This window comes from Cellulomonas sp. Leaf334 (assembly GCF_001424195.1).
Classification (GTDB): domain Bacteria; phylum Actinomycetota; class Actinomycetes; order Actinomycetales; family Cellulomonadaceae; genus Cellulomonas.
The window spans coordinates 15816-42086 of the sequence record NZ_LMOO01000009.1; the positions used below are offsets into that span (position 1 = coordinate 15816).

Genomic DNA, 26271 nt, shown 5'->3' on the forward strand with positions numbered 1-26271 from the left:
GCCCGATGCGCGGTACGTTCCGCTTGCCGGCGCTGCTTGGCGTCGACGCCCAGCGGGGGGCGACATCATGGCGACGGAGACGAACGAAGCGATCAGCGTCGAGCACACGGGCGTACCGCCGGCACGGGTCCTCGAGCTTCGCGTGCACGGCGTGTCGAACACCCCGCCGGCGTCGATGCTCGCCGTGGAGAAGAAGGACGTCTGCCGCAGCGGCGGCGACGATCTCAGCGGCTTCTGGACCCTGAGCCGGGACGCGGAGGCCAAGTACCTCCGGCCGGACGGGACAGCCTCGGGGCCGGCGCACTCGCTGGTGCCGGAGGGCGTCCGCCGCGAGGCCTACTCGTGGGGTGGGCTGGCGCGCTCCGCGAGGAAGGTGCCCGGCGTCGATCGGGTTCCCGGGGTCGCGCGCGGTGTGATCCGCGCCTTCTGGGTGTTCATCATCCCGTTCGGGATGGTCAACGTCGCCCACTGGGCCCGCGACCTCCACGAGCCCGAGCGAGGCGGCCGACGTGTCCTGCGCACCGGGAGCGGCGGTCTCGTGCGGCTCGCCGGCCTGACGGTGACCCTGCTGTGGGTCGTGACCGCCGCGACGGTGACGCTGGGGCTGGTGGCCGCCCAGTGCTTCGTGCCGGACAGCAACGGCACGACCGTCGTCGCCTGCTCGATCCTGCCGGACCCGCTCAACGGCCTCGCGGACTGGTCGTCGGGGCAGCGCACCGCCCTCTTCGCCGCCCTCGCGGCGGCCGCGTTCCTTGTGCTCGGTGGCGTCGCGACGACCGGGATCGTGCGGTACGAGCGTGTCGTCTCGCCGACGCGCGCGAAGGAGAAGCAGGACAAGGACCGCCCGCGGATCATGCCCGACGTCAAGGGCGCGGCGACGAGCTGGCCCTGGCTCGCGCGGACCGGCTTCTGGGACCACGTCCGGGCGTCGACCTCGATGTGGCTGGATCACCTGGCCGCCGGGTTCGCGCTGATCGCGATCCTGGTCAGCTGGCAGATGCTGCACCGTGCGGGGGACCAGTGCCCGAGCGTCGGCAACTACCTGCTCGCCGAGTGCCGGGACCTGTCCGGGACGCCGGACGCGGGCAAGTCGTGGTTCCTGCTGCTGGTCCTCGGCTGGGCGCTGCTCGCCGTCGTCGCGGTGCGGATCGGCTTCCTGCAGGTCGAGCCCGGGAGCACGTCGAAGGACCCGCGGTGGGTGATCGATGCCGGGCTGCTCGCCGTCGCCGTCGCCGTCCTCGTCTGGGTCGAGATCGAGACCGCGACGAGCGTGGAACGCCCCGTCGCCGTCGGTGACCCCGCGCGGTTCGCCGGCCTCGAGGTCGTGCCTGCCGTCCTCATCGCGACCCTGGTGCTGCTCTGCGTCGCGGCCGTCGGCCTGCGGGGACACCTGCCCGCGATCGTCTGGGCGCCCCTCGTCGTGGCCGGGATCGGCGCGGCCGTCATGACCCTCGTCGAGCGCGATGCGCAGGACGCGGACGGTGTGCGCCTGTGGGCGACGGTGGCGACGGGGGTGCTCGTCGTCCTCGGCGTCGTCGCGTTCGCCGCGAACCTGCGTGCGGACGGCCGCGAGAACGAGGGCTGGGGCGGTCGTGGTCCCGCGGTCTTCCTGGCGCTGGCGTCCGGGTTCGGGATGGTGCTGAGCGGTGCCATGGTCGCCGGAGTCGTCGGGTGGCTCGAGCTGTCCACGGTGCCGGCAGGGGTGAGCCGCTCGACGGCCGAGTCGGTGGAGGCGGCAGGCGCCTGGCCGGAGCCGGTCGTGAGCTCGCCCGACGGGTCGCTGAACCTCTGGACGCCCGAGGGCTACCGCGAGTTCGCGGCGATGAGCCTGCTCGTGATCGTCGCCCTCGCGGCCGCCGTCGTCGTGCTCGGTCTCCGGACCTGGCTCTTCAGGACGACGATCCGCGACCTGCCGTTCGACACCACCCCGTCGACGGTCGGCAGCGCTGCCGGGATGGAGAAGAAGATCGCGGGGACCCGGCGGCTCGCCACCCTGGCGCACCGCGCGGAACGGATCGTCGGGTGGCTCGCCGCCTCGTTCTGGTTCGCGCTCGTCGCCACGCTCCTGGCGAGACCAGCGGGTGCGTCCGAGTCGTCCGCGGCGGTACCGAGCATGTTCTCGCTCGCGCCGCGTCTGGACGACTGGGGAACAAAGTCCGTCCTCTTCGCGGTCGGCCTGCTCGTGGCCAGCGTCGTCGTCGCGGGGTCCAAGAAGTCGCTCGTGCGCCCGTGGGGTCTGCTCTGGGACCTGATGTGCTTCCTGCCGCGCGTGGCGCACCCGTTCGGCCCGCCGTGCTACGCCGAGCGCGCCGTCCCGGAGCTCCGGGGACGCATCGACGAGTGGCTCGGTGCCGCTGACGCACAGCCCGACTCCGGGCGGAGGGTGGTGATGTCGGCGCACAGCCTGGGCGCGGTCGTCGTGGTCGCGGCGTTGCTCGCTCGCTGGGACACCAGGACCGCGACGACCGAGAGCGAGAACATCGCGTTCCTGTCCTTCGGGACGCAGCTGCGGTCGTACTTCGGACGGTTCTTCCCCGAGCTGCTCGGTCCCACCGTGCTGGGCACCCGCCCGACGCGCGGCGCGAAGGCCTGGGCCGGCGACCCGTGGAGCCGCGAGACGAAGGACGCGGAGGTGCCCCCGTTCGCTGCGTGGACGCTGGTCGGCTCCCTCACCCCGGAGGACGAGGACAGGACCGTGACCCGGTGGCGCAGCCTCTGGCGCCGGACGGACTACCTCGGCTTCCCTGTGAACGGGTACGCCGTCGGCGCGGACGAGTCGGTGGCGAGCACGGAGATCGACCGGATGGACGCGGAGTGGGACGAGTCCGTCGATCCCGCCAAGGTGGCGACGCACGGCGGTGACCAGAGGACGCCGCAGTACCGCACGCAGCTCACCCTCCTCGTCGGGCTCCTGCCCCCTCGGCGTGCCGCGCAGAAAGTGACCCCCGATGGCGACGACACCGGCTCGCCGCGGCCCGGGACGACGGCGGTCGTGCCAGAGTGACGTCGTCAGCTCACGCGAAGGGGTCAGTGATGGAACAACGGCTGAGGGTTCGGCACGTCGGCGCGCTCCTGGTGGCACTGGGGGCGCTGTCGCTGTCCGGCTGCGCCTCCCCGACCGCGATCGAGGACTTCTCCGGGCTCCCGAGCGTCCCCGTCGCCGCCGAGGGCGAGGAGGCGGAGCCGGAGCTCGAGGAGCTGGAGGTCCCCGAGGGGGAGACCAGCGTCGTCTACCTCGACTACGGCGACCGGCTTGCCCTGGTGACGTGGGGGAGCTCGACCTGCCCGGTCGTCGGGACGGACATCGTGGTCCTGGAGGACGCGAACAGCGGGAACTCGGTGCGGATCGAGACCGAGCCGATCCCCGACGACGCGATCTGCACCGCCGACCTCGTCCCGCACACGACCATCTTCGGCAGCCCCGAGAACACGACGACGACGAAGCCGCTGCTCGTCGAGGTCAACGGCGAGGAGATCGAGGTCCCCGTCAAGTAGCCGGGGTCACACCAGGGCACGCGCCCAGAGCTGGTTGTTGCCGCCGGTGCAGTCCCAGAGGGTCAGGACGGTGCCGTTGGCCGTCGACCAGCCCGGCACGTCCAGGCACCTGCCGGAGCGCCGCTCGACGATCCGCACGTACCCGCTGCCGGCGCTCTGCAGCGCGAACTGCTGGTTGGTGCCGCCGTTGCAGTCCCACTGCTGGACGTAGGCGCCGTTGGCGGTGCCGGACCCGTCCAGGCACTTGCCGGAGTGCGCCGACCGGAACCGCACGTAGCCGCTGCCGACGTCCTCGACGGTCCACCGCTGCCACGCCCCGGCGTTCCACGCGTACTGGCCCACGCGCGCCCCGTTGGACGTGTTGGGGTTCTGCACGTCGAGCACCAGGCCGCTGTGCCGGTTGGTGATCCGTTCGGTGCCGCTGCCCGAGTAGCCGGTGTCGAGGATGACCGTGCCGTGCCGGCAGCCCGAGCAGCCGACCTGGGAGAGCCCGCTCCACGAGGTGAGGTTGGTGCTGGTGGACGTCCACATGCCGCCGCTGGGGTAGCGGTCGATGTACGCGCGGTAGGTGCCGTCCGCCTGCTGCACGACCGAGGGCCCCTCGTGGTACTGCTGCCAGAGGTTGCCCTGGTTCGACCAGCTGGTGAAGGTGGTCGAGGTCCAGCGCTCGATCCACTTGGTCGACTCGTTCTTGACGAACGCGTGGTACGTCGAGCCGCTCTTCACGATGTACGTGTCGATGTGGTTGGCGGGGATGCCCAGGGCGGTCGGGCCGCTCCACGACGACAGGCCGCTGTTCTGCGCCGTGTACACGTACGGCGTGAACTGGTGGCCGGACGTGCCGAGGCTGACGATGACGCGGACCGTGCTGCCGTCGACGAAGAACTCCGGCGCCCACGTGTACGCGGTGCCGCTGATCCCGGCGTTGACGCTGGTGACGTGCGTCCAGTCCCGCAGGTTCGTGCTCCGAGCGATGTTGAAGGTCGTCGACTGCGTCGTCCACGACTGCACCGTGTACGCGATGTAGTAGGTGCCGTCGCGCTTGATGATGCTGGGGTCGCGCAGCGCACCGGACGGCCCGCGGTAGTTGGTGTCGGCGAGCGCGGAGAAGGTGGTCGCGTCGGAGGACGTGTAGACCCACAGCTCCTGGTCGGCCGCGGCGTCGCCCTTGAACGTCGTGTAGATGTACGCCGTGGCGGCCTGCGCCGGGGGAGCGGTCGCGACGGCGACCGCCGCGACGAGGGCGAGCGCGAGCGCCGCGAGGACGGCCCAGAGGCGCCGGGAGAGTGGCTGCGTCATGCGTGACTCCTTCGTCCGTGCACGTGAGGGAGCCGGGCGCGCGCGGTCCGTCGAACGGGGGCGTCGTTGCCCTCGGTCGCACGCGCGACGCGCTCGGTGACGGTGCGCCGGACACCGGGTGTTCTCGGTCATGTTAACGATCACATGTCGGATGTCAACGGCGCGCTGACCCGACCAGATCGGGGCAACTCCCCCACGCAGGGGCCGCCTGCTCCTACGCTGCGACCATGACCTCAGGTCCGGAGCCCGCGCCGCCGCTGAACCGGCGCCTGGCCGTCCTGCTCGCGATGGCGATGTTCGTCCTGGTGGTCGACACCTCCTTCATGAACGTCTCGATCTCGGCCGTCGTCGCCGACCTGGACACCACCGTCAGCGGGGTCCAGTCCGCGATCGCGCTCGAGGCCCTCGTGTCGGCGGCGTTCATCCTGATCGGCAGCAAGATCGGGGACCTCGCCGGCCGCAAGCGCGCCTACGTGCTCGGCCTCCTCGCGTACGCCACCGGTGCCGTCGCGATGATGCTGGCCCAGAGCCTGACCGCGGTGATCATCTTCTGGGCGATCATCGGCGGCCTGGGGGCGTCGCTCCTGCTGCCCGCGATGCAGTCGCTGATCCACGGCAACTTCAGCGGCGGCAACCAGGTGAAGGTCTACGCGCTGGTCGGGGCGTCCGCGTCGATCGCCGCGGCCGTCGGCCCGCTGCTCGGCGGCTTCATCACGACCTACCTGTCGTGGCGCGTCGCGTTCGGGCTCGAGGCGCTGATCATCGTGGTCGTGCTCAGCGGCATCACGCTGGTCAAGGACGTGCAGTACACCGGCGACCGCACGATCGACCTCGTCGGCGCCGGGCTCTCCGCCGTCGCCATGGGCGGCATCGTCCTCGGGATCCTCGTGTGGCAGGAGGGCGGCGAGGCGGTCGGCGCGCTCATCGCCGTCGGTGCCGTCGCGCTCGCGGCCCTGGTCTGGTGGCTGCTGCGCCGCAAGCGTCAGGGCAGGCCCGTGCTGCTCGACCCCGACCTGTTCCGGCTTCCCCTGTTCCGCGTCGGGGTGTCCCAGCAGACGCTCCAGCAGATCACGCTCGGCGCCGCGATGATCACGCTGCCGATCTTCCTGCAGATGGTGCTCGAGTACGACGCGATGGCGGCCGGTCTGTCGCTCGCGCCCCTGTCGCTGTCCATGTTCGCCCTGGCCCTGCTCGCCGGGAAGCGCTCCGGGCGGCGGCGGCCGGCCACGATCGTCCTGGCGGGCTTCTCGCTGGTCGTGATCGGCATCCTCGTCCTGATCCCGGTGGTCCCGCGCGCGACCTCCGGCTGGTACCTCGTGCTCCCGCTCCTCGTCGTGGGCTCCGGGCTCGGCCTGCTCGTCTCGCAGCTCAACAACTACACGTTGTCGCCGATCACCGAGCAGCGCGTGAGCGAGGCCGCCGGCGTCAACTCGGCCGCCGGCTCGTTCGGGCTGTCGTTCGGGCTCGCCTTCGCCGGCGGCGTCATGCTCGCCGCGCTGTCCCTCGGGTTCACCGCGCAGGCCGACGCGAGCACGGTCCTCTCGCCCGAGGAGCAGACCCAGGTCGCCACAGCGCTCGAGGAGGACGCCGAGCTGATGAGCAACACGGCACTGGAGGAGACCCTCGCGGGTCAGCCGGAGGACGTGCAGGACGAGATCCTGCGCATCAACACCGAGGTCCGGCCGCGAGCGCTGCAGATCGCGCTCCTGGTCCCGCTGCTCGCCGGCATCGTCGGGGTGGTCAACGGCTTCCGGATGAGGCGCCTGCCCGACCCGCAGCCCAACGCCGCGGTCGAGGGGGCGTCGCTCGGCGGCTAGGTCGCCTCGGCGACGGCATCGGCGAGCCGGCCGACCGCCTCGTCCAGCCGCGCGTCGACCAGGTTGCCGTACCCGACGACGAGCGCGGGTACGGACGTCGCGGCCCCGACGCGGTACCGGCTGGACGGCACCACGCGCACGTCGCGGCGGGCGGCGATCCGGGCGACGCGGTCCTCGTCGACACCGGGTGGCAGCCCCAGCACGACGTGCAGTCCCGCGGCCAGGCCCGTCACGGGCAGACCGGGCAGGTGCCGGTCGAGCGCCGCGAGCAGGGCCGCCCGGCGGCGCCGGTACCGCGTGCGCGCCGACCGCAGGTGCCGGTCGTAGCCGCCGTCGGCCAGCAGCGCGGCGCACGCGAGCTGGTGCAGCGACGGCGGGGCGCTCGTGTGCACGTCGAGGCCCGTGCGCGCGGCAGGCACGTCGTCGGGAGGGACGAGCCAGCCGACGCCGAACCCCGGCGCGAGGGTCTTGCTCAGCGAGCCCAGCAGCGCGACGCGGTCGGGGGCGAGCGCGCGCAGGGCCGCCACGGGGCGGCGGTCGTAGCGGAACTCGGCGTCGTAGTCGTCCTCGACGACCACCCCGTCGACGGCGCGGGCCCACCGCACCAGCGCCTCGCGTCGCGCGGGGGCGAGGGCCGCACCGACGGGGAACTGGTGCGACGGTGTGACGAGGGCGGCGCGCGCGCCGGTCCGTGCGGCGGCTGCGACCAGCGCGTCGACGTCCACGCCTTCGTCGTCGACCGGCACCGGCACGGGCTGCAGACCGGCGGACGCGGCGACGTCGCGCAGCCGGGGCCAGCTCGGGTCCTCGACGAGCACGGTGTCGTGTCCCGCGGCGCGCAGCGAGCGTGCCAGGCGCGTCATGCCGTCGGCGGCACCGTGGGTCACCACGACGGCGTCGGCGTCGACGAGCACGGCGCGGGTCACGGCCAGCCGGTCGGCGAGCGCCTGGCGCAGCGCGGGCACGCCGCGGGGGTCGGGTGCGACGAGGTCACCGGGCGTCGCGGCCTCGACGGCGGTGCGGACCGCGCCGACCCACGTCGTGCGGGGCAGGTGGCGCAGGTCCGGGACGCCGGGCCCGAGGTCGAAGGCGGGCCGCGGTTGGGTCGGGTGCTCGGCCACCCGGGGCGGCGCCACGGAGGGCCACGACGTGGACGCGATGCGGGTGCCGGCGCCCGTGCGGGCGTCGAGGGCGCCTTCGGCCACGAGCGCCGTGTACGCCTGCGTGACCACCCAGCGCGAGACCCCCAGGTCGCGGGCGAGGGTCCTGCTCGGTGGCACCGGGTCGCCCGGACGGAGGCGGCCCTCGCGGACGGCGGCGCGCAGTGCCCGCTCGAGCGCGACGTGGACCGGCTGGCCGCTCTCGAGCGTGACGAGCGCGTCGCCGACCCATCGATTGGTCTGGTCGCCTGCCACAGGAATGGACCGTACTCCCAGTCCGCTGCACACCTAGCGTCGTCTGTGTCACCGAAACTGAGGAGAGCACCATGCAGCAGCGCACGATCGGCTCAGGCCCGACGTCCACCGACGTCAGCGTCCTGTGCCTGGGCACCATGCACTTCGGCACGCACACCCCGCGTGAGACGGCCTTCGAGGTCCTCGACCGGTTCGTCGACGCTGGCGGCACGTTCCTCGACACCGCGAACAACTACAGCGCCTGGGCCGAGGGTGGCCAGGGGCACGAGAGCGAGGACGTGATCGGCGCGTGGCTGGCGTCCCGCGGGCTGCGCGACCGCGTACGCATCGCGACGAAGTGCGGCGCCGCCAAGAAGGACCCCGCCCTGCCGCTGTCGAGCACCCCGCCGACGAACTACCAGGGGCTGGCGGCCGAGACCATCCACCGCGAGGCCGCCACGAGCCTGCGCCACCTGGGCGTCGACCGGCTCGACGTCCTCTACGGCCACGTGGACGACCGCGACACGGCCCTGGAGGAGACCGTCGGCGCGTTCGGCAAGCTCGTCGCCGACGGGGTGGTCGGCGTGCCGGGGATCTCCAACGTCACGACGTGGCGCGTCGTCGAGGCGCGCGAGACAGCCGCCCGGCTGGGTGTCGAGCCGTACGGGCTCGTCCAGCAGCAGGGCAGCTACGTGTACCCCGGCCCGACGCCGTTCCGGTCCAACTGGGTGTCCGGCGACCTGCTCGACTACGCGGCGTCGACGGGGGTCGACGGCCGCCCGCCGCTCGCCGTGACGGTGTACTCGCCGCTGCACCAGGGCGCGTTCACCCGCGCCGACAAGTCGCTGTTCGGCGGCGCCGACCACCCGAGCAGCCGGCGTCGGGTCGAGGTGCTGCGCGAGGTCGCGCGGGACGCCGGCGCCACGCCGAACCAGGTCGCGCTCGCGTGGCTGCTCGGTGGGCCGACCCCGGTCATCCCCATCGTCGGTGCCCACTCGGTGGCCCAGCTCGACGAGTCGCTGGGCGCGCTCGACCTGGTGCTCGACGACGAGCTGCGCACTCGGCTCGACGAGGCCTGACCGGCTGACCGTCAGCCGTCGGTGGCGAGGCGTCGTTCCAGGAGGACGACGTCTCGCCACTGGCCCGCGAGCGGGCCGTAGGTCATGCGGCCGAGCCGTTCCCGGGTGCCGACGACGCGGAACCCGGCGGCGGTGTGCAGGGCGATGCTCGCGGTGTTCTCGGGGAAGATCCCGGACTGCACGGTCCAGACGCCACCGGCGGCCGCCGAGTCGAGCAGCGCGTCGAGCAGGGCCCGGCCGACGCCGCGCCCGCGCGCGTTCGGGTCGACGTACACCGAGTGCTCGATCACTCCCGCGTAGACGCACCGGTCGGACACCGCGGACGCGGCGGCCCAGCCGAGGACGCGTCCGTCGTCGAGGGCGACGAACCGGTGCTCGCGCACCTTGCCGGCGTCGAAGGCCGCCCAGGTGGGCGGTGCCGCCTCGAACGTGGCGTGCCCGGTGGCGATCCCGTCGGCGTAGATGCGCTCGACCTCGGGCCAGTGCTCGGCGGTCAGCGGGCCGACCCGGACGGTCATGCGGCGCTCCCGGTCAGGTGCGCGCCCAGGTGCGTGGTCACCGAGTCGAGCGCGCCGGGCACGAGCGCGAAGTAGGCCCACACGCCGCGCTTGTCCCGGGTGATCAGTCCGGCGTCCGTGAGCACCTTGAGATGGTGCGACACGGTCGGCTGGCTCAGGCCGACGGGCTCGATGAGGTCGCAGACGCAGGCCTCGGCCCCGTCGTGGGCGGCGATGAGGGACAGCAGGCGCAGCCGTGCCGGGTCCGCGAGCGCCTTGAGCGTGCGGGCGAGCTGGACGGCGTCCTGCTCGCTGATCGCCGTGCTCGTCGCGGGGGTGCAGCACGCAGCGGGGGCGGCCGAGACGGGCAGCAGGTCCAGAGGCATGGGGCAAGTATGTCTCGGAGATTGACGGCTGTCGATATTGACACCCGTAGATGTCTGGGTGCAGAGTCGGTCTCGCAACACATCGACACCCATCAATGTCTGAGGAGTCATCATGGACGACGTCCGCGAGCAGGTCCGCCAGCGCTACGCCCTCGCCGCAGTGCAGACCACGAACGACGGCTGCTGCGGCGGCTCGTGCGGCCCCACCGACGAGAGCTTCGGTCAGGGCCTCTACGACGCGACGGAGATCGCCGAGATCCCCGTCGAGGCGGCCGCCGCGTCACTCGGCTGCGGGAACCCCCTGACCGTCGCGGAGCTGGCACCGGGCGAGCGGGTGCTCGACCTCGGCTCGGGCGGCGGCATCGACGTCCTGCTGTCGGCCCGCCGTGTCGGCCCCACCGGCTTCGCGTACGGCGTGGACATGACCGACGAGATGCTCGACCTGGCCCGGGCGAACGCGACGAAGGCCGGCGCGACCAACGTGGAGTTCCGCAAGGGCACCATCGAGGAGCTGCCGTTCGCGGACGGCTCGGTCGACGTCGTCATCTCGAACTGCGTCGTGAACCTGTCGCCGGACAAGCCCGCCGTGCTGGGCGAGGTGTTCCGGGTGCTCGCGGACGGCGGCCGGGTGGGCATCTCCGACGTCGTCGCCGAGGACCACCTGACGCCCGGGCAGCGCGCCGAGCGCGGCTCCTACGTCGGCTGCATCGCCGGTGCCCTGTCACGCGGCGAGTACCTCACCGGCCTGGCCGCGGCCGGGTTCGTCGACGCGGACGTCACCTTCACCCACCAGGTCGCCGACGGGATGCACGGCGCCGTCGTCCGCGCGCGCAAGCCGGTCGCGGCGGTCTGACACGCCCCGTCGGACCTCGTCGTCCCGACCGCCAGGCGACGAGGTCCGACGAGGTCGGGTGCGTGACGAGGCGACAAGGTTCCGCCAAGACCGGGGCCGGGGGCGTCAAGGTTCCGTCAACACCACCCGTCCGCGCCCGGATCCGGGCGTAGACCTGCGGGTGCGGCCCTGGTGAGAGGGCCGTCGGCGGCTCCGGGCAGGTGCTGCCGACCGTCGTCGAAAGCGCTGTGAGACCCATGGCCGACCTGGCCTTCCTCGCGCTGACCGTGGCGTTCTTCGCCACCGTCGCGCTGCTCGCCCGTCGGGCGGACCGGACATGAGCGGGCTGGACGTCACCGGCCTGGTCGTGGCCGGCGCGCTCCTCGTGTACCTGGTGGTCCAGCTGCTGCGCTCGGACAAGGTCCGATGAGCGCCACGTGGACCGCGGTCGGCCAGGTCGGGATCGTCGTCCTGGTGCTCGCCGCCGCGCACCGACCCCTCGGTGACTACCTGTTCCGCACCCTGACGTCCCCGACGCACCTCGCGGTCGAGCGGGTCGGGTACCGGGTCATGCGCGTGGACCCCGACGCCGAGCAGCGGTGGAGCACCTACCTGCTGTCCGTGCTCGGCTTCTCGCTGGCGTCCGTGCTGGTCCTGTTCGGCCTCGGTCGGCTGCAGGACCGGCTGCCCCTCGGCATCGGCATGGCCCCGCTCGACCCGGCCGGGGCGTGGAACACCGCGGTCTCGTTCGTCACCAACACCAACTGGCAGTGGTACTCGGGCGAGGCAGCCGCCGGCCACCTGTTCCAGATGGCCGGGCTCGCGGTGCAGAACTTCGTGTCCGCCGCGGTCGGCATCAGTGTCGTCGCGGCGCTCGCCCGGGGGTTCGCGCGGCACGGGACCGACAGTCGCGTCGGCAACTTCTGGTCGGACCTCGTGCGGGTGACGGTCCGGGTGCTGCTGCCCCTCGCGTTCGTCGCTGCCCTCGTGCTCGTCGCCGCCGGCGTGATCCAGAACCTGAGCGCCCACACCGAGGTCGGGACCCTCGCCGGGGGGACGCAGTCCGTGCTCGGCGGGCCGGTCGCCTCGCAGGAGGCCATCAAGGAGCTCGGCACCAACGGCGGGGGCTTCTTCAACGCGAACTCCGCGCACCCGTTCGAGAACCCGACCCCGTGGACCAACGCGCTGGAGGTCGTCCTCCTGCTGCTCATCCCGTTCAGCCTGCCGCGCACCTTCGGCAGGATGGTCGGTGACCGCCGGCAGGGCTGGGCGATCCTCGCCGCCATGTCGACGCTGTGGGTCGCTGCCGTCGGCCTGCTGACCTGGGCCGAGATGGCCGGGCCGGGTCTGGTGCCCGCGGCTGCCGGGGGAGCGATGGAGGGCAAGGAGGTTCGCTTCGGCGAGGCCGCGTCAGCCCTGTTCGCCGCGTCCACCACGATGACCTCGACCGGTGCCGTGAACTCGATGCACGACTCGCTCACCGCACCGGGCGGTGGGGTCGCGCTCGTGGGGATGCTGCTCGGCGAGGTGTCGCCCGGCGGGGTCGGCAGCGGCCTGTACGGGATGGTCGTGCTCATCGTCGTCGCGGTGTTCCTGGCCGGGCTGATGGTCGGCCGGACGCCCGAGTACCTGGGCAAGAAGATCGGCCGCCAGGAGATCACGCTCGTCGCGCTGTACGTGCTGACGATGCCCGCCGTCGTGCTCATCGGCTCCGCGATCGCGATCTCGGTGCCCGCGGGTCTCGCCGGGCAGCTCCAGGGGGGGCCGCACGGGCTCTCGGAGATCGTCTACGCCTTCGCGTCCGCCGGGAACAACAACGGCTCCGCGTTCGCGGGCCTGACCGTGGGCACGCCGTTCTACAACACGCTGCTGGGCCTGGCGATGCTGGTCGGGCGGTTCGTGCCGATCGCGCTCGTCCTCGCCCTGGCCGGGCGGCTGGCGAGTCAGCGGAAGGTGCCCGACGGCGCCGGCACCCTGCCCACCCACACGCCGCTGTTCGTCGGCCTGCTGGTGACCGTGACCCTCGTGGTCGTCGGCCTCACCTTCGTCCCCGTCCTGTCCCTCGGTCCCGTCGTGGAGTCCCTGTCATGAGCACCACCCTTCTCGAGAAGCCGCGCCCCGTCGCGGCCGCCCCGACGACGCTGTCCCCGCGGCAGCTCGCCGGCGCGCTTCCCGGCGCGCTCCGTGGCCTCGACCCGCGCAGGCTCTGGGACTCGCCGGTCATGTTCGTCGTCGAGGTCGGCGCCGCGTTCACCACGGTCCTCGCGGTCGCCGAGCCGAGCGCGTTCGCCTGGTCGATCACCGTCTGGCTGTGGCTCACGGTGCTGTTCGCGACCCTCGCGGAGTCCGTGGCCGAGGGCCGCGGGAAGGCGCAGGCCGCGAGCCTGCGGGCCACGCAGCGAGAGACGACGGCCCGCAAGGTCGTCGGGTCCGGCACCGTCGAGGTGGCATCGTCGTCGCTGCAGGTCGGCGACGTGGTGGTCGTCGTCGCAGGGGAGACCATCCCCGGCGACGGGGACGTGATCGAGGGCGTCGCGAGCGTCGACGAGTCCGCGATCACGGGCGAGTCGGCCCCGGTCATCCGGGAGTCGGGCGGGGACCGGTCCGCCGTCACCGGGGGCACGGTCGTCCTGTCGGACCGGATCGTCGTGCGGGTCACGGCACCCGCGGGCCACACGTTCGTCGACCGCATGATCGCGCTGGTCGAGGGCTCCGAGCGGCAGAAGACACCGAACGAGGTCGCGCTCAACGTCCTGCTCACCACGCTGACCATCGTGTTCCTGCTGGCCGTCGTCACGCTGCAGCCGTTCGCGACGTACTCGGGCGCCCCGCAGGACCTGGTCGTGCTGGTCGCGCTCCTGGTCTGCCTCATCCCGACCACCATCGGCGCGCTGCTGTCCACGATCGGCATCGCGGGCATGGACCGCCTGGTCCGGCGCAACGTGCTCGCCATGTCCGGCCGGGCCGTGGAGGCTGCGGGCGACGTGGACGTCCTCCTGCTCGACAAGACCGGCACGATCACGCTCGGCAACCGCCAGGCGGCGGACCTCCTGCCCGCCGCGGGCGTCGACCCCGCACTGCTCGCGGACGCCGCGCAGCTGTCGTCGATGGCCGACGAGACCCCCGAAGGGCGTTCGGTCCTCGTGCTGGTCAAGGAGCAGTTCGGGCTGCGTGAGCGGCACGACCTGGCCGGTGCGGAGCTCGTGCCGTTCGCGGCGCGGACCCGGATGAGCGGCGTCGACCTGCCCGGCCGGTCGGTGCGCAAGGGTGCCGCCGCGGCGGTCACGCACTGGGTGCGGTCGACGGGCGGGCACGCGGGCGACGACGTCGCGGCGACGGTCGACGCGATCTCCGCGTCCGGCGGCACGCCGCTCGTCGTCGCGGAGCTGCTCGGCGACGGCCCGGCGCGCGTGCTCGGGGTGATCCACCTCAAGGACGTCGTCAAGGAGGGCATGCGTGAGCGGTTCGACGCGCTCCGGGCGATGGGCATCCGGACCGTGATGGTCACCGGGGACAACCCGCTCACGGCACGGGCCATCGGGCTGGAGGCCGGCGTGGACGACGTGCTCGCCGAGGCCACCCCCGAGGACAAGCTCGCCCTGATCCGCCGCGAGCAGGAGGGCGGGCGGCTGGTCGCGATGGCCGGTGACGGCACGAACGACGCCCCGGCGCTCGCCCAGGCCGACGTCGGCGTCGCGATGAACACGGGGACGACCGCCGCGAAGGAGGCCGGCAACATGGTCGACCTCGACTCGAACCCGACCAAGCTGCTGGAGATCGTCGAGATCGGCAAGCAGCTGCTCATCACGCGCGGGGCCCTGACGACGTTCTCGGTGGCGAACGACGTCGCCAAGTACTTCGCGATCCTGCCCGCGATGTTCGTCGTCGCGTTCCCGCAGCTCGGCGTGCTCAACGTGATGCACCTGACCAGCCCCCAGTCGGCGATCCTCTCGGCCGTCGTCTTCAACGCGCTGGTCATCGTCGCGCTGCTCCCGCTGGCCCTGCGCGGCGTGCGGTACACGCCGTCGTCCGCGAGCGCCCTGCTGCGCCGCAACCTTCTCGTCTACGGGCTCGGCGGCGTCGTCGCCCCGTTCGTCGGGATCAAGATCATCGACCTGCTCGTCACTGCCCTGGGGATGTCCTGATGACGACCACACGCCCGCACCACTCGGCCGGGTCCGACACCGTCGCCTTCGCCCGCCAGACCTGGGCGGGCCTGCGGGTGCTGCTCGTGCTCACGCTCCTGCTCGGGTTCGCCTACCCGCTGGCTGTCACGGGCGTCGCGCAGGTCGCGTTCCCGTGGCAGGCGAACGGGTCGCTCGTCTCGTCGGCGGGAGAGCGCGTGACGTCGCGCGACGACGCCGTGGGCTCGCTGCTCGTCGGGCAGGCGTTCGACGGGCCGCAGTGGTTCCACCCGCGACCGTCGGCCGCCGGCGAGGGCTACGACACCCTGGCGTCCGCCGGGTCCAACCTCGGGCCGCTCCACCAGGACCTCCTCGCCGCGGTCGAGGAGCGGCGCTCCGCCGTGGCCGACGCGGACGGCGTCGACCGCGCCGACGTGCCCGTCGACGCCCTCACGGCGTCGGCCTCGGGCCTCGACCCCGACATCTCGCCGGAGTACGCGCAGCTCCAGGTCGCCCGGGTCGCCCGGGAGCGCGGGCTCGCCCAGGACGAGGTCCGGGCGCTCGTCGACGACACCACCGTCGGCCGCGACCTGGGCGTGCTCGGCGAGCCGCGGGTGAACGTGCTCCGGCTGAACCTGGCGCTGCACACAATGGGCTCATGACCCCAGCCGGCGATCGACCGAGGCGCGGTCGGCTGACCGTGTACCTCGGCGCGGCACCCGGCGTCGGGAAGACGTACGCGATGCTCGACGAGGCCCACCGCCGACTGTCCCGCGGGACGGACGTCGTGGTCGGCCTCGTCGAGGACCACGGGAGGCTCGCGACGGCGGCGCTGCTCGACGGGCTCGAGGTCCTCCCGCGCCGCACGGTGGGCCACCGCGGGAGCGAGTTCACCGAGCTGGACGTGCCCGCGCTCCTCGCCCGGGCGCCGCAGGTGGCGATGGTCGACGAGCTCGCGCACACCAACGTGCCCGGCAGCACGCACGCCAAACGGTGGCAGGACGTGCACGACCTCCTCGCGGCCGGCATCGACGTGGTGACCACCGTGAACGTGCAGCACCTGGAGTCGCTGAACGACGACGTCGAGGCGATCACCGGCGTCAAGCAGCGCGAGACCGTGCCGGACCACGTGGTGCGGGACGCGGACCAGATCCAGCTCGTGGACCTCGCCCCGGAGGCCCTGCGGCGCCGGCTCGCGCACGGCAACGTGTACCGGTCCGAGCAGATCGACGCCTCGCTCGCGCAGTACTTCCGCGTCGGCAACCTCACCGCGCTGCGCGAGCTGGCGCTGCTGTGGCTCGCGGACCGGGTGGACGACGCGCTGACCACCTACCGGCGCGACCACCGGATCGAGTCGCCGTGGCCCGCCCGCGAGCGGGTCGTCGTCGCGGTCACGGGCGGGCCGGAGGGGGACACGCTGCTCCGGCGCGGGGCGCGGATCGCGCAGCGTGCGGCCGGGTCCGAGCTCCTTGCCGTGCACGTGCTGGCCACCGACGGGCTGCCGAGCGCCCCTCCCGCACGGATCGAGGAGCAACGTGCGCTCGTCGAGTCGCTCGGCGGGACGTTCCACACGGTCATCGGGGAGGACGTCCCGACCGCGGTCGTGGACTTCGCGCGCGGGGTGAACGCCACGATGGTCGTCGTCGGGGTGTCACGGCGCAGCCGCTGGCGGGAGGCGGTGCGGGAGAGCAACGGCACCGAGATCGCCCGACGCGCCGGGATGATCGACGTGCATCTGGTCACCCACGACCGCGCACGCGCGGGCAGCCGACGGATCGGACGGGGCTCCGCGCTGTCCGGCACCCGTCGGATCGCCGGGTGGGTCGTCGCGCTCCTCGGTCCCGTGCTGCTCACGCTCGTGCTCACCGGGTCGCGCGACGTGGTCAGCCTGCCCACCGAGCTCATGCTCTTCCTCGCCCTCACCGTGCTGGTCGCCCTCGTCGGTGGGCTCTGGCCGGCGATCGTCAGCGCCGTCGTCGGCTTCGTGCTGCTCAACTGGTTCTTCACGCTCCCCACCGGGCAGCTGACCATCGCCGAACCGGAGAACGCGCTCGCTCTGGGCGTGTTCGTGCTCGTGGCCGCCGGTGTCGCCTCGGTGGTGGACCTGGCAGCCCGGCGCACGACCGAGGCGTTCCGCGCGCGCGCCGAGGCCTCCGCCCTGGCCGCGATCTCCCGCTCGGTCCTGTCGGGCGAGGACACGGCCGCCGCGCTGGTCGCCCGGCTGCGCGAGACCTTCACGCTCGAGGCCGTCTCGCTCCTCGCGCGGGTCGCGACCGGGTGGGAGGTCCTCGCGACGGACGGTGCCGACCCCGCCCGCGATCCCGGGGCGGCCCAGGTGGTGCTCGCGGTCGACGACGAGCGGGTGCTCGCCCTCACGGGACGTGTCCTCCCGGCGAGCGACCGCCGGGTGCTGGAGGCGTTCGCGTCGCAGGTCGGCATCGTGCTGGAGCAGGAGCGCCTGCGCGCCCAGGCCGAGCAGGCGCGGGTCCTCGGCGAGGCCGACGCCACCCGCACCGCCCTGCTGGCCGCCGTCTCGCACGACCTGCGCACGCCGTTGGCGACCATCCGGGCCTCCGTCGACGGCCTGACGTCCACGGACCTCGACCTCGACGATGCCGACCGCGCGGCGCTCGTCGGCACCCTCGAGGAGTCGACCTCGCGGCTGGAGCGGCTGATCGACAACCTGCTGGACCTGTCCCGGCTGCAGACGGGGAGCGTCCGACCCGTGCTGCGGGCGACGAGTCTCGACGAGATCGTGCCGTTCGCGATCGAGGGCTACCCCCCGGGCGCCGTCGTCCTCGACGTGCCCGACGACCTCCCGCTCGTGCACACCGACCCGGGCCTCCTGGAGCGGGTCGTCGCGAACCTGGTGTCGAACGCGGTGCGGCACGCGCAGGCCGGCAGCGCCGTGGTCGTGGCGTCGGCGGTGGTCGGTGACGACGTCGTCGTGCGGGTGGTCGACGACGGACCTGGTGTTCCGGACGACGTCAAGGAGCACCTGTTCGCCGCGTTCCAGCGACTGGGCGACACGACCGGCACGGGCCTCGGCCTCGGGCTGGCCGTCGCCGACGGGCTCGCGACCGCGGTCGGTGCCGAGCTGAGCGTCGAGGACACCCCCGGCGGAGGCCTGACGATGCTGGTGACGGTCCCTCTCGCGGAGAGGGCACGCTGATGGCGGGGAACAGGATCCTGGTGGTCGACGACGAGCCGGGGCTCGCGCACGCCCTGTCGATCACGCTGCGCGCCACCGGCTGGGACGTCACGACCGCCGGCGACGGCACCTCGGCGATCTCTGCGGCGGCGGCCCACACCCCCGACGTGGTGCTGCTCGACCTCGGGCTGCCGGACATGAGCGGGCTCGACGTCATCACCGCCATCCGCGGGTGGAGCCGCGTGCCGATCGTGGTCCTGTCCGCCCGTCAGCACGGTGAGGACAAGGTCGACGCCCTCGACGCGGGCGCGGACGACTACGTGACCAAGCCGTTCGCGATGAACGAGCTGCTCGCGCGCCTCCGTGCGGCGGTCCGGCGTGCGTCCGTCCCGTCCGACTCCGACGACGCGGTCGTCACCGCAGGGGCGCTGACCGTCGACCTCGCACGCCGGCGTGTGCTCCGGGACGGGGTCGAGGTGCGGCTGAGCCCCACCGAGTGGTCGATGCTCGAGGTCCTCGTCCGCAACCGCGGCCGACTGGTCGGCCGCGTCCAGCTGCTCCAGGAGGTCTGGGGCCCGGGGTACTCCGACGAGACCCACTACCTGCGCGTCTACTCGGCGCAGCTGCGGCGCAAGCTGGAGGAGGACCCGGCGCACCCGCGGCACATCATCACGCAGCCGGGCATGGGGTACATCTTCGAACCGTGACCCCGGTGCCCAGCCCAGCCCGTCACACGGCGCGCATCGTGCCCAGCAGGTGCCGCGCAGGCGCGGGTCTCGGGTCGACCGTGCCGGTCCCCGGCTCCGCGCAGGTGGCCGGCTGCCGGTCCGACACCACCGTGCGCGTCGCCTGATCCGGTTGCTGCACGCCGCCCTCGGCAGCCGAACCGCCGAACGTGATGCACGCGAGCACGACCACCGCACCCGCCGTCGCTCGCCCTGTTGCCCTCATCGTCGTCATCTCCTCGTCGTGTCCTCGGTCCGACCCTCCGGTCGGTCCGTCGACGACGACGCTGCCCCTCCCGGCCGGGCGTGAACATTCGCATCAGGGCGGATGTCCGGCGCAGGCGTCCGGGTCTACCGTCGATGCAGGAGAGGAACCGGGGCGGGGGAGGAAGCGATGGATCGGATCGGACACCTGCACGCAGGAGACGGCGACGCTCTCGTCCGCCTCATCGCGGACGCGTACCACGACGAGCCGGGACCCGACCTCCCGTGGGCGCTGCTCGACGGACTCCGTGAGCTGCTGGGCCACGACACCCTCGTCACCTCCACGTGCTACGCGCCCGAGGACCTGCGGTGCGATCGGGAGCAGGGGGTCTTCGACGCGGGCGAGCACTGGTACGGGACGGACCTGGTCGTCGACGAACCCGCCGACTGGTTCGACGACTGGTGGACCGACCCGCTGTGCAGCTATCCCCAGCGCACAGGTGACCTGACCAGCGTGGTGACCACGACCGACTTCATCCCGGCGGCCGACCAGAACGCCGCGCGACGACTGAAGTTCGCCAACGACGTCCAGACTCACCTGATCCTGTCCCTCCCGGCTCCTCCCGGTCTGGTGCACAGGGTCCTCTTCGCCAGTCGCGAGTGGCCCGGCTTCGACGAGCGTGACCGTCAGGTCGTCGCACTGCTGCGGCCGCACGTGCAGGAGATCTGGCTGGACGCCGAACGACGCCGGGCGGGTGTGCCCGAGCTGACGAACCGCGAGTGGGAGGTGCTCGCCCTCGTCGGTTCGGGGCTGAGCCACGCCGAGATCGCTGCACGCCTGTTCGTCGCGGTCTCGACGGTGCGCAAGCACCTGGAGCACGTCCGCGAGCGGATGGGGGTGCACAGCGCTGCTGCTGCGGCGTCCATCGCCCTGCCGCACGCGCCGACGGCCCGGGGTCGATCGCTGCGGTGACGAGGTCGGACCCCGCGGGTCAGGTCCGGCACGGCGAGCGGACGACGGTGACGCGCTGTACGGTCTGGGACTCCGGCAGCCGTCGACCACGCACTTTGGGGGAGCCCGATGGGTCCGTTCGCTCGCAGATCAGCGCACGGCTCTCGGTCCCGGGCCGTGGAGCCACCGCGCGACGAGCCACCGGCATCCACCCCCTCGCTGTGGTCCGACGGCGTCGGGCGCGTGGCGACACGGTCGCTGCAGGTGCTCGCGGTCGTCGCCGTCGTCGCCGTCTTCGTCCTCGCAGTGACCCAGCTGACCCTCGTCGTCATCCCGGTGCTCATCGCGCTCGTGCTGGCGGCCGCGATCTCGCCCCTCGTGTCGTTCCTGCGTCGCAAGGGCCTGCCGTCGCTGCTGGCCACCTGGATCGCGCTGGTCGCGCTCGTCGCCCTCCTGGCGGGGATCCTCTGGCTGGTCGTCGCGGCGGTCGTGAGCCAGTGGAGCGAGCTGCGCGACCAGGCCCTGGACGGTTTCGACGAGCTCCAGGCCTACGTCGAAGGACTGCCGTTCGACATCACCGAGGAGCAGATCCAGTCGGTCCGGGACTCCGTCACCGGCCTGCTGCAGTCCGATGCCGTGGGCTCGGGCGCGATCGCCGGTGTGTCGCAGACCGTGGACTTCGTGGCGGGCTTCTTCATCATGATCGTGGTGCTGTTCTTCTTCCTGAAGGACGGCCCGCAGATCTGGGAGTTCCTCCTCCGCCCGTTCGAGGCGCACCGCTACCAGCGCGGCAAGCGCATCGGCGACACGACGGTCCGCACGCTCGGTGGGTACATCCGGGGCACCGCGATCGTCGCGGCGGTCGACGCCGTCGCGATCGGTATCGGGCTCGCGATCGTCGGGGTCCCCCTGGTGATCCCGCTGTCCGTGCTCGTCTTCCTGCTCGCCTTCATCCCGCTCGTCGGAGCGACGGTCGCCGGCATCCTCGCCGCGCTCGTCGCCCTCGTGGCGGTCGGGCCCGTCGAGGCGCTGATCGTGGTCGTGATCGTCGTCGTCGTGAACCAGCTCGAGGGCGACTTCCTCCAGCCCGTCGTCATGGGGCGGACACTCCGCCTGCACCCGCTGGTGATCCTGTTCGCGCTGACGGCCGGCACCGTGCTGGCAGGTCTCACGGGAGCGGTCCTCGCCGTGCCGATCGCGGCGTCCATCTGGGGGGCGGTCCAGGTGTGGGACGGCCCTGACCTGCCCGCCCGCTTCGCGAGGCAGAAGCGGCACGAAGCCGTCCCGTCAGGTGCGGTGGCGGACGCGGCCCACACCTGAGCCTCGGGGGTGCCGGAGTCCGGCGAGAAGGCCGGCCGCAACCCAGCGAGCGTCCCGCGTCGAGGCGGTCGTCAGCCGTCGAACGTGAGCACCCAGGCGATGCGGCCGTCCGGCAGGCAGACCTTCTCCTCCGTGTACCGGTACCGGAGCTCCAGGTGCTTGGCGCCGACGCCGGTCCGCGGGAACCACCAGTCCAGGCTCGCGTCGGGTCGCTCCGCCCACGGCTTGACCTCGCCGTCGCGTTCCCCGCCGCGCAGCAGCACCCAGTACTCCACGCGGAGAGCATCCCAGGAGGTGGACCGACAGGGAACCGCCATGGAGGACGGATGTCCAAGAGGCCGCGCGCGACGCGGCCGGAGTCCTGAAGTCGAGATGGTGCCCGCGAAAGGACTCGAACCTTCGAAGTGACCCATGAACGGATAGGAACCGAGTGGCGCTAGAGGGTACCTGACCTGCATCTTTGGGTGCCTTTCGCGGATGCTAGCGTGAACCTCGTTGAACCAGATTTCGCCGACTTCTGGCACGTATCTGGCACGAGGGGGAGGTCGAAAGGTGTCTCGACGTGACTTCGGGTCGGTCCGAAAGTTGCCGAGCGGCCGCTATCAGGCCCGGTACCAAGTGCCCGGAGCCGAGCAGTCGATCACGGCACCCGACACCTTCGGAACGAAGGCTCAAGCGACGGCGTGGCTTGCCAAGCAGCGCGTCCTGATCGGCGAAGGCAAGGTCAATCCGACAGCCGTCGTGACGACGTTCGGCGAGTTCGCCACAGCCTGGCTCGCGGGGCGGGACCTCAAATCGTCGACGCGCGTCCTGTACTCCCGGCAGCTCGACAAAGAACTCTTGCTGACGTGGGGTGACGTCAGGCTCACGGACATCACGCCGGCCGCGGTTCGCGCGTGGCACGCCACCTTGATGCCCGACCGGCCGACGGAGCGAGCGCACCTCTACGCGTTGCTGCGCGTCATCCTGGGCACCGCGTGCCGAGACGATCTCATCGCAGCGAACCCGTGCCGGGTGTCAGGCGCAGGATCAGCGAAACGCGCCCGACCCATCCGGCCGGCTTCGCTCGCCGAGCTGGAGGCGATCACTGCTGCGGTCGACGAGCGCTTCCGCCCGATGGTCCTGCTCGGCGCGTGGTGTGCGCTCCGCTTCGGAGAGGTCACTGAGTTGCGACGCGGCGACGTGGACGTCAAGGCCGGGGTCTTGCGGATCCGCAGGGGCGTCACCTGGCTCACTGGAACTCCCGTCGTCGACACTCCGAAGACCGAGGCCGGCGCCCGGGATGTCGCAATCCCACCGCATCTGCTTCCGCTGCTCGAGATTCACCTCCGGGAGCGCGTGGCCAAGCGCTCGGGCGCGCTGCTGTTTCCGCTCGAGCAGGGCCGAGACGTCCAGCTGTCGCCACACCGGTTTCGGAAGGAGTTCGATCGAGCCAAGGCCGCTTCTGGGCGACCGGACCTCACTTTTCACGGGCTGCGGCACACGGGCGCTGTCCTCGCCGCCGCGTCGGGAGCGACGGTCGCGGAGTTGATGGCCCGTCTTGGCCACACCACGCCGGCGATGGCCATGAAGTACCAGCATGCAGCGGCGGACCGCGACCGCGTCATCGCGGACGCGCTCTCCAGCCTTGCCACTGCAGCCGGGAATTGATCCGAAGGGCTATGTTCCCCAGACAGATCGCCGATGAGCACCAGCGCCACCACGACGATCAGCACCAGCACGACGATGAGCACGATCACGCCGACCGCATCTCGCACGGATGGTGGCTTGCGCCTACGGGACTTCCTCCGCGTGCGCCTCCGCTTGCCGGCGCGTCAGGGTGCACCCAGCAGTGAGGCCTCGCGGCGCGACGTAGCCACACGCAAAAAGGTATACCTTCTCACGGGTGACACCTCCAGCAACGTATACATCCCTGCGTTAGACACCATCACCAGGGGGTACATTCCTGCGTGTGGCTACTCACATAGGGCAACTCGCGCAAGAAGTCGCCGCACAGAACCCATGGTGGCGCGGAGGGGACTGGGAGCGTCTGGACAAGGATCTGGTCGATGCTGCTCGGTCCGGGCTCACCTACCGCTCCGGGGTGCTCGACGACCTGGTGCCAGGCTGCATGTACTTGCTACGGGGCCCGCGTCGAGTAGGCAAGACCGTCGCCATCAAACAGCTCGTGTCCGACCTCTTGACAATGGGTGTGCCTGCTACCGCGATCGTGCGGGTGGCCGTCGACGGATGGGCGGCGAAGGATCTGCGCACCCTGACCCAGAACGCTGCGCTGCCGCGGGTACCTCCCGGCACTGCTCGGTACTGGCTGCTAGATGAAGTCACCGCGGTCTCGGGGGACTGGCCGGAGCAGCTGAAGTGGCTTCGGGACAACGACGCAGAGTTCTCTAGCGCGACCGTGGTCCTGACCGGCTCGAGTGCGTCCCGACTGACCGAGGCGGTCGGTGTCCTGGCTGGTCGTCGCGGGCGGGGAACCCAGCTCGACCGCACATTGCTGCCGATGGGATTCCGAACGTTCGCCCAGCACATGTCCGCGGGATCGTCGGCGCCGGCTGACCAACTGCCTCTCAACGGCCTGCGCGACGGCGCTGCCGCCGAGACCTACCAAACGCTCATCCCGTGGATGGACGATCTCATCAGGGCATGGGAGAGGTACCTGATGTACGGCGGCTACCCGGTCGCCGTGGCGGCGGCGAAGAAGGGTGAACCGGTCCCAACGTGGTTCGCCAATGACCTCTTCGACATCGTGGCCAATGACGCCTTCCGGAACTCTCAACTCGCGGCGGCAACGGAGATGGCGTTGCTCGAGCGGCTGTGGGCGACGATCACCAGCTTCGCGGTGTACACGAGCATCGGACAGGACCTGGGCATCAGCCACGAGGTCGTCGCCCGGCACGTCGGCTACTTGCGCAACGCCTACTTGTTGTGGGCGTGCCCGCAGAAGGGCGAGTCGTCCTGGACCCCGAAGAGCCGCGCCCAGGACAAGTTGTACGCCGTCGACCCGTTGCTCGCGCGGTTGCCTCACCTGCGCAACCCGAACCGACAGGACGTCGACCTGACAGCACTTGCGGAGATGCAGATCGGCAACGCGATTCGGCGCAGGGTTGTGACCGACCTTCCCGTCAGTCTCAGCGACGACTTTCTGTTTCATGTGCGCACCCCTGCGCGCAAGGAGATCGACTTCGTCAGTCAGCAACTGGGCGGCGTCGCGATTGAAGGCAAGTACACCCAGGGTGCATGGCGATCCGAGGCGGCAACGGTGGAAGCCTCGGATTGGTCAGGGATTCTGGCCACCCGAAACGTGCTCGAGATTTCACAGGATGAAGCCCGCGCATGGGCCGTTCCCGCGGCGCTCCTCGCCTACGTCCTGGATGTGTAGGCGCTGGGGCGAACTGGCCAAACGGGGTGCGCGATGACGTGGAACGTCGCAAGATCACGCGACCTCGCGCACGCGCAGTGCAAGAGGAGTCGCCACCTAGGTGTGTGGCTCCATGGCGTAGCGCGGCGGATCTAGCGTCATCCATCGCCGGGCGCTGATCTCGTGTGCGGGGTGGCCAGTTACCTGCAGGAGGATTCGTGTCTCGCCACGATAGGCCGTCGAAGCTGTCGTCACTTGCGATCAGCTGGGACCCTGCTGGTTAGCGTGGGGTGCGCGACCTCGATCCATGCCTCGAGTACCGGCGGCACTCCGGCCTTCCGTCGTCGGGCGTGCTCGAGCTCGGTTCGAGCGCGACTCGCGGCGCCGTTGCGGCAGAGCAGATCGAAGAGCTTGCGGCCGATCTGGTCATCGTCGGGTCGCGTCCAGCGGAGCACTGCAGCGAGTGCCGCGACCGCGGCGTCCAAATCCTCGGCTGTTCCGCGCTCGGCGAGGATGAAGTAGGCGACAGCGCGGTCGTTGGCCGAGCGAGACACAGACCATTCGGACCAAAGTGACCGCGTGAGCGCTGGATCGTCCAAGGCACATAACGCCATGGTGGCGGTGACGCGCGTCTCCCATTTGTGCGCGCCCCGAAGGGCCAGGAGCGCCTCGCGCACAGCTGGGGTCGGCGGGCAGATCGCCAGCGCTTCAGCGGCGGCGGTGTTGACCACGCCTGCGTCTTGGCCCTTGGTCGACGCCCGCGCCAGAGCTACCGCCGCCAACGCGTCGGCGGTTGCTGTATCACGGTGACCGTGCAGCGTGGTGGCTAAGGTGAGTGTCCGCCATTGGAACTCCGCCCAAGGATGTGTGAGGAGTGCTCGGACCCTGGGTTCGACGGGGGCGGACTGCTCCGAGCTGAACTCACACGTGCGGGCCGGCCAGTGGCGGAACGATTCGAACATCGATGTCACGGCCTCTACAAGTTCGAGCGCGACGCGACTGCGCGCGTAAGGGCCGCGCTTCGCGCCCGCTCGGCTGAGATCAATAGACGCGTCCAGTACGTCCTGAACCAGTCCCGCGTCCCGAGAGTTTCTGAGGACGACGCCGCAGGTCGAGGCGGCCTTCCATCGTGCGTCGTCGACTTCTCGGGGGTCTCGGACCAGCGCGAGAAGTTGCCGCAGAGTCTCAGCGCCCGTCAGCCTCTCCAACCGCCACCAGTAGTTGGCTTCCTCGACCCTGGTCAGCGGCCGGCTCGCCGCCCCTCTGATCTGCTCGCGAAGCCAGTGCTCACTCACCTGGTCGACCAGGTCGCGCGGCCAGACATCGAGCGGCGTGATGATGGATCGCCACACCGAGAGAATGCGCCCCATTGTGTCCCGTTGAGGTGTGCTCGAAGTGACATCCAGGAGGACACCATTCTTGGTCGCCCCAGCCCGTGCCCAGCTCACACCGCTGTCGCTCTTGCCGAGTGCCGCCTCGGCTCCGTCGATGTCGGATTGCCTGAGCAGGAACCGATACACCTGCGGCGACTCTCCCATCCCCAAACCGTCGCCGTTCTTGCTTAGCGGGTCATGCGGCTGGCCGTTCATGTGCACCCCTCGAATTCGCGCCCGCACGTGCGGTCACGACCGGTTATCG

21 protein-coding genes are annotated in these 26271 nt (G+C 71.6%); 14 read left to right on the forward strand and 7 right to left on the reverse strand.

Annotated elements, in window-relative coordinates; translation table 11 throughout:
* Positions 1–67: 67 nt before the first annotated feature.
* Together ASF78_RS20610 and ASF78_RS20615 are read left to right on the forward strand one after the other, a co-directional pair.
* Entirely contained in the window at positions 68–3004 is a 2937-nt protein-coding gene (locus tag ASF78_RS20610) for a hypothetical protein (protein ID WP_056594163.1), read from the forward strand.
* A 29-nt stretch (positions 3005–3033) separates the two neighbouring features.
* Positions 3034–3495, forward strand: coding sequence for a hypothetical protein (locus tag ASF78_RS20615; RefSeq protein ID WP_156374272.1), 462 nt, complete (start codon positions 3034–3036; stop codon positions 3493–3495).
* A 6-nt stretch (positions 3496–3501) separates the two neighbouring features.
* Here ASF78_RS20615 and ASF78_RS20620 read toward each other — a convergent pair whose 3' ends face one another.
* Complete coding sequence (locus tag ASF78_RS20620; RefSeq protein WP_082495259.1) at positions 3502–4794, reverse strand: RICIN domain-containing protein; 1293 nt, start codon at positions 4792–4794, stop codon at positions 3502–3504.
* Between the two features lie 227 nt (positions 4795–5021).
* Here ASF78_RS20620 and ASF78_RS20625 point away from each other — a divergent pair, with 227 nt between their 5' ends.
* Positions 5022–6611 carry an MFS transporter gene (locus tag ASF78_RS20625; protein WP_056594169.1) on the forward strand — a complete coding sequence of 530 codons (1590 nt, stop codon included), beginning with the start codon at positions 5022–5024 and terminating at the stop codon, positions 6609–6611.
* On the opposite strand, the gene ASF78_RS20630 is transcribed toward ASF78_RS20625, so the two are convergent.
* Positions 6608–8026, reverse strand: coding sequence for a PLP-dependent aminotransferase family protein (locus tag ASF78_RS20630; protein WP_056594170.1), 1419 nt, complete (start codon positions 8024–8026; stop codon positions 6608–6610). The two genes, ASF78_RS20625 and ASF78_RS20630, sit on opposite strands and share 4 nt — an antisense overlap.
* Positions 8027–8097: 71 nt before the next feature.
* Between ASF78_RS20630 and ASF78_RS20635 the strand changes: the two genes are divergently transcribed.
* A complete protein-coding gene (locus ASF78_RS20635) occupies positions 8098–9084 on the forward strand; it encodes an aldo/keto reductase (RefSeq protein WP_056594173.1) in 987 nt (328 codons plus the stop codon).
* 11 nt (positions 9085–9095) lie between these two features.
* Here ASF78_RS20635 and ASF78_RS20640 read toward each other — a convergent pair whose 3' ends face one another.
* Entirely contained in the window at positions 9096–9602 is a 507-nt protein-coding gene (locus ASF78_RS20640) for a GNAT family N-acetyltransferase (RefSeq protein WP_056594174.1), read from the reverse strand.
* Positions 9599–9967: a metalloregulator ArsR/SmtB family transcription factor gene (locus tag ASF78_RS20645; RefSeq protein ID WP_056594177.1), complete on the reverse strand. Its 369-nt coding sequence runs from the start codon at positions 9965–9967 to the stop codon at positions 9599–9601. The genes ASF78_RS20640 and ASF78_RS20645 overlap by 4 nt, the downstream gene beginning before the upstream one ends.
* Before the next feature lie 112 nt (positions 9968–10079).
* On the opposite strand from ASF78_RS20645, the gene arsM reads away from it, so the two are divergent.
* From arsM to ASF78_RS20675, 6 genes are all read left to right on the forward strand, one after another.
* Positions 10080–10820, forward strand: a complete 741-nt coding sequence (gene arsM, locus ASF78_RS20650; protein WP_056594180.1) for an arsenite methyltransferase — start codon at positions 10080–10082, stop codon at positions 10818–10820.
* A gap of 405 nt (positions 10821–11225) precedes the next feature.
* A complete protein-coding gene (gene kdpA / locus ASF78_RS20655; RefSeq protein ID WP_056594183.1) occupies positions 11226–12890 on the forward strand; it encodes a potassium-transporting ATPase subunit KdpA in 1665 nt (554 codons plus the stop codon).
* Entirely contained in the window at positions 12887–14944 is a 2058-nt protein-coding gene (kdpB, locus tag ASF78_RS20660) for a potassium-transporting ATPase subunit KdpB (protein WP_056594186.1), read from the forward strand. Before kdpA ends, kdpB begins: the two co-directional genes overlap by 4 nt.
* The gene (gene kdpC / locus ASF78_RS20665) at positions 14944–15585 is read left to right on the forward strand and encodes a potassium-transporting ATPase subunit KdpC (protein WP_082495260.1); all 642 of its coding nucleotides are present in this window, start codon (positions 14944–14946) and stop codon (positions 15583–15585) included. The genes kdpB and kdpC overlap by 1 nt, the downstream gene beginning before the upstream one ends.
* Positions 15582–18095 carry an ATP-binding protein gene (locus ASF78_RS20670; protein WP_056594189.1) on the forward strand — a complete coding sequence of 838 codons (2514 nt, stop codon included), beginning with the start codon at positions 15582–15584 and terminating at the stop codon, positions 18093–18095. The genes kdpC and ASF78_RS20670 overlap by 4 nt, the downstream gene beginning before the upstream one ends.
* Positions 18095–18781 (forward strand): response regulator, encoded by a 687-nt coding sequence (locus ASF78_RS20675; protein WP_056594192.1) that lies wholly within the window; start codon positions 18095–18097, stop codon positions 18779–18781. The genes ASF78_RS20670 and ASF78_RS20675 overlap by 1 nt, the downstream gene beginning before the upstream one ends.
* Before the next feature lie 22 nt (positions 18782–18803).
* Here ASF78_RS20675 and ASF78_RS20680 read toward each other — a convergent pair whose 3' ends face one another.
* Positions 18804–19025, reverse strand: coding sequence for a hypothetical protein (locus ASF78_RS20680; RefSeq protein WP_156374274.1), 222 nt, complete (start codon positions 19023–19025; stop codon positions 18804–18806).
* 168 nt (positions 19026–19193) lie between these two features.
* On the opposite strand from ASF78_RS20680, the gene ASF78_RS20685 reads away from it, so the two are divergent.
* Positions 19194–19976: a LuxR family transcriptional regulator gene (locus tag ASF78_RS20685; RefSeq protein ID WP_056594198.1), complete on the forward strand. Its 783-nt coding sequence runs from the start codon at positions 19194–19196 to the stop codon at positions 19974–19976.
* 108 nt (positions 19977–20084) lie between these two features.
* Positions 20085–21275 (forward strand): AI-2E family transporter, encoded by a 1191-nt coding sequence (locus tag ASF78_RS20690; RefSeq protein ID WP_056594201.1) that lies wholly within the window; start codon positions 20085–20087, stop codon positions 21273–21275.
* Positions 21276–21346: 71 nt separating this feature from the next.
* On the opposite strand, the gene ASF78_RS20695 is transcribed toward ASF78_RS20690, so the two are convergent.
* On the reverse strand, positions 21347–21550 hold the full coding sequence (locus ASF78_RS20695) for a hypothetical protein (protein WP_056594204.1): 204 nt from the start codon (positions 21548–21550) through the stop codon (positions 21347–21349).
* Positions 21551–21827: 277 nt separating this feature from the next.
* Here ASF78_RS20695 and ASF78_RS20700 point away from each other — a divergent pair, with 277 nt between their 5' ends.
* Positions 21828–22925, forward strand: a complete 1098-nt coding sequence (locus tag ASF78_RS20700) for a site-specific integrase (RefSeq protein WP_056594207.1) — start codon at positions 21828–21830, stop codon at positions 22923–22925.
* Positions 22926–23358: 433 nt separating this feature from the next.
* Positions 23359–24654, forward strand: a complete 1296-nt coding sequence (locus ASF78_RS20705; protein ID WP_056594210.1) for an ATP-binding protein — start codon at positions 23359–23361, stop codon at positions 24652–24654.
* A gap of 230 nt (positions 24655–24884) precedes the next feature.
* Here ASF78_RS20705 and ASF78_RS20710 read toward each other — a convergent pair whose 3' ends face one another.
* Positions 24885–26222 carry a hypothetical protein gene (locus tag ASF78_RS20710; RefSeq protein WP_156374275.1) on the reverse strand — a complete coding sequence of 446 codons (1338 nt, stop codon included), beginning with the start codon at positions 26220–26222 and terminating at the stop codon, positions 24885–24887.
* Positions 26223–26271 lie beyond the last annotated feature (49 nt).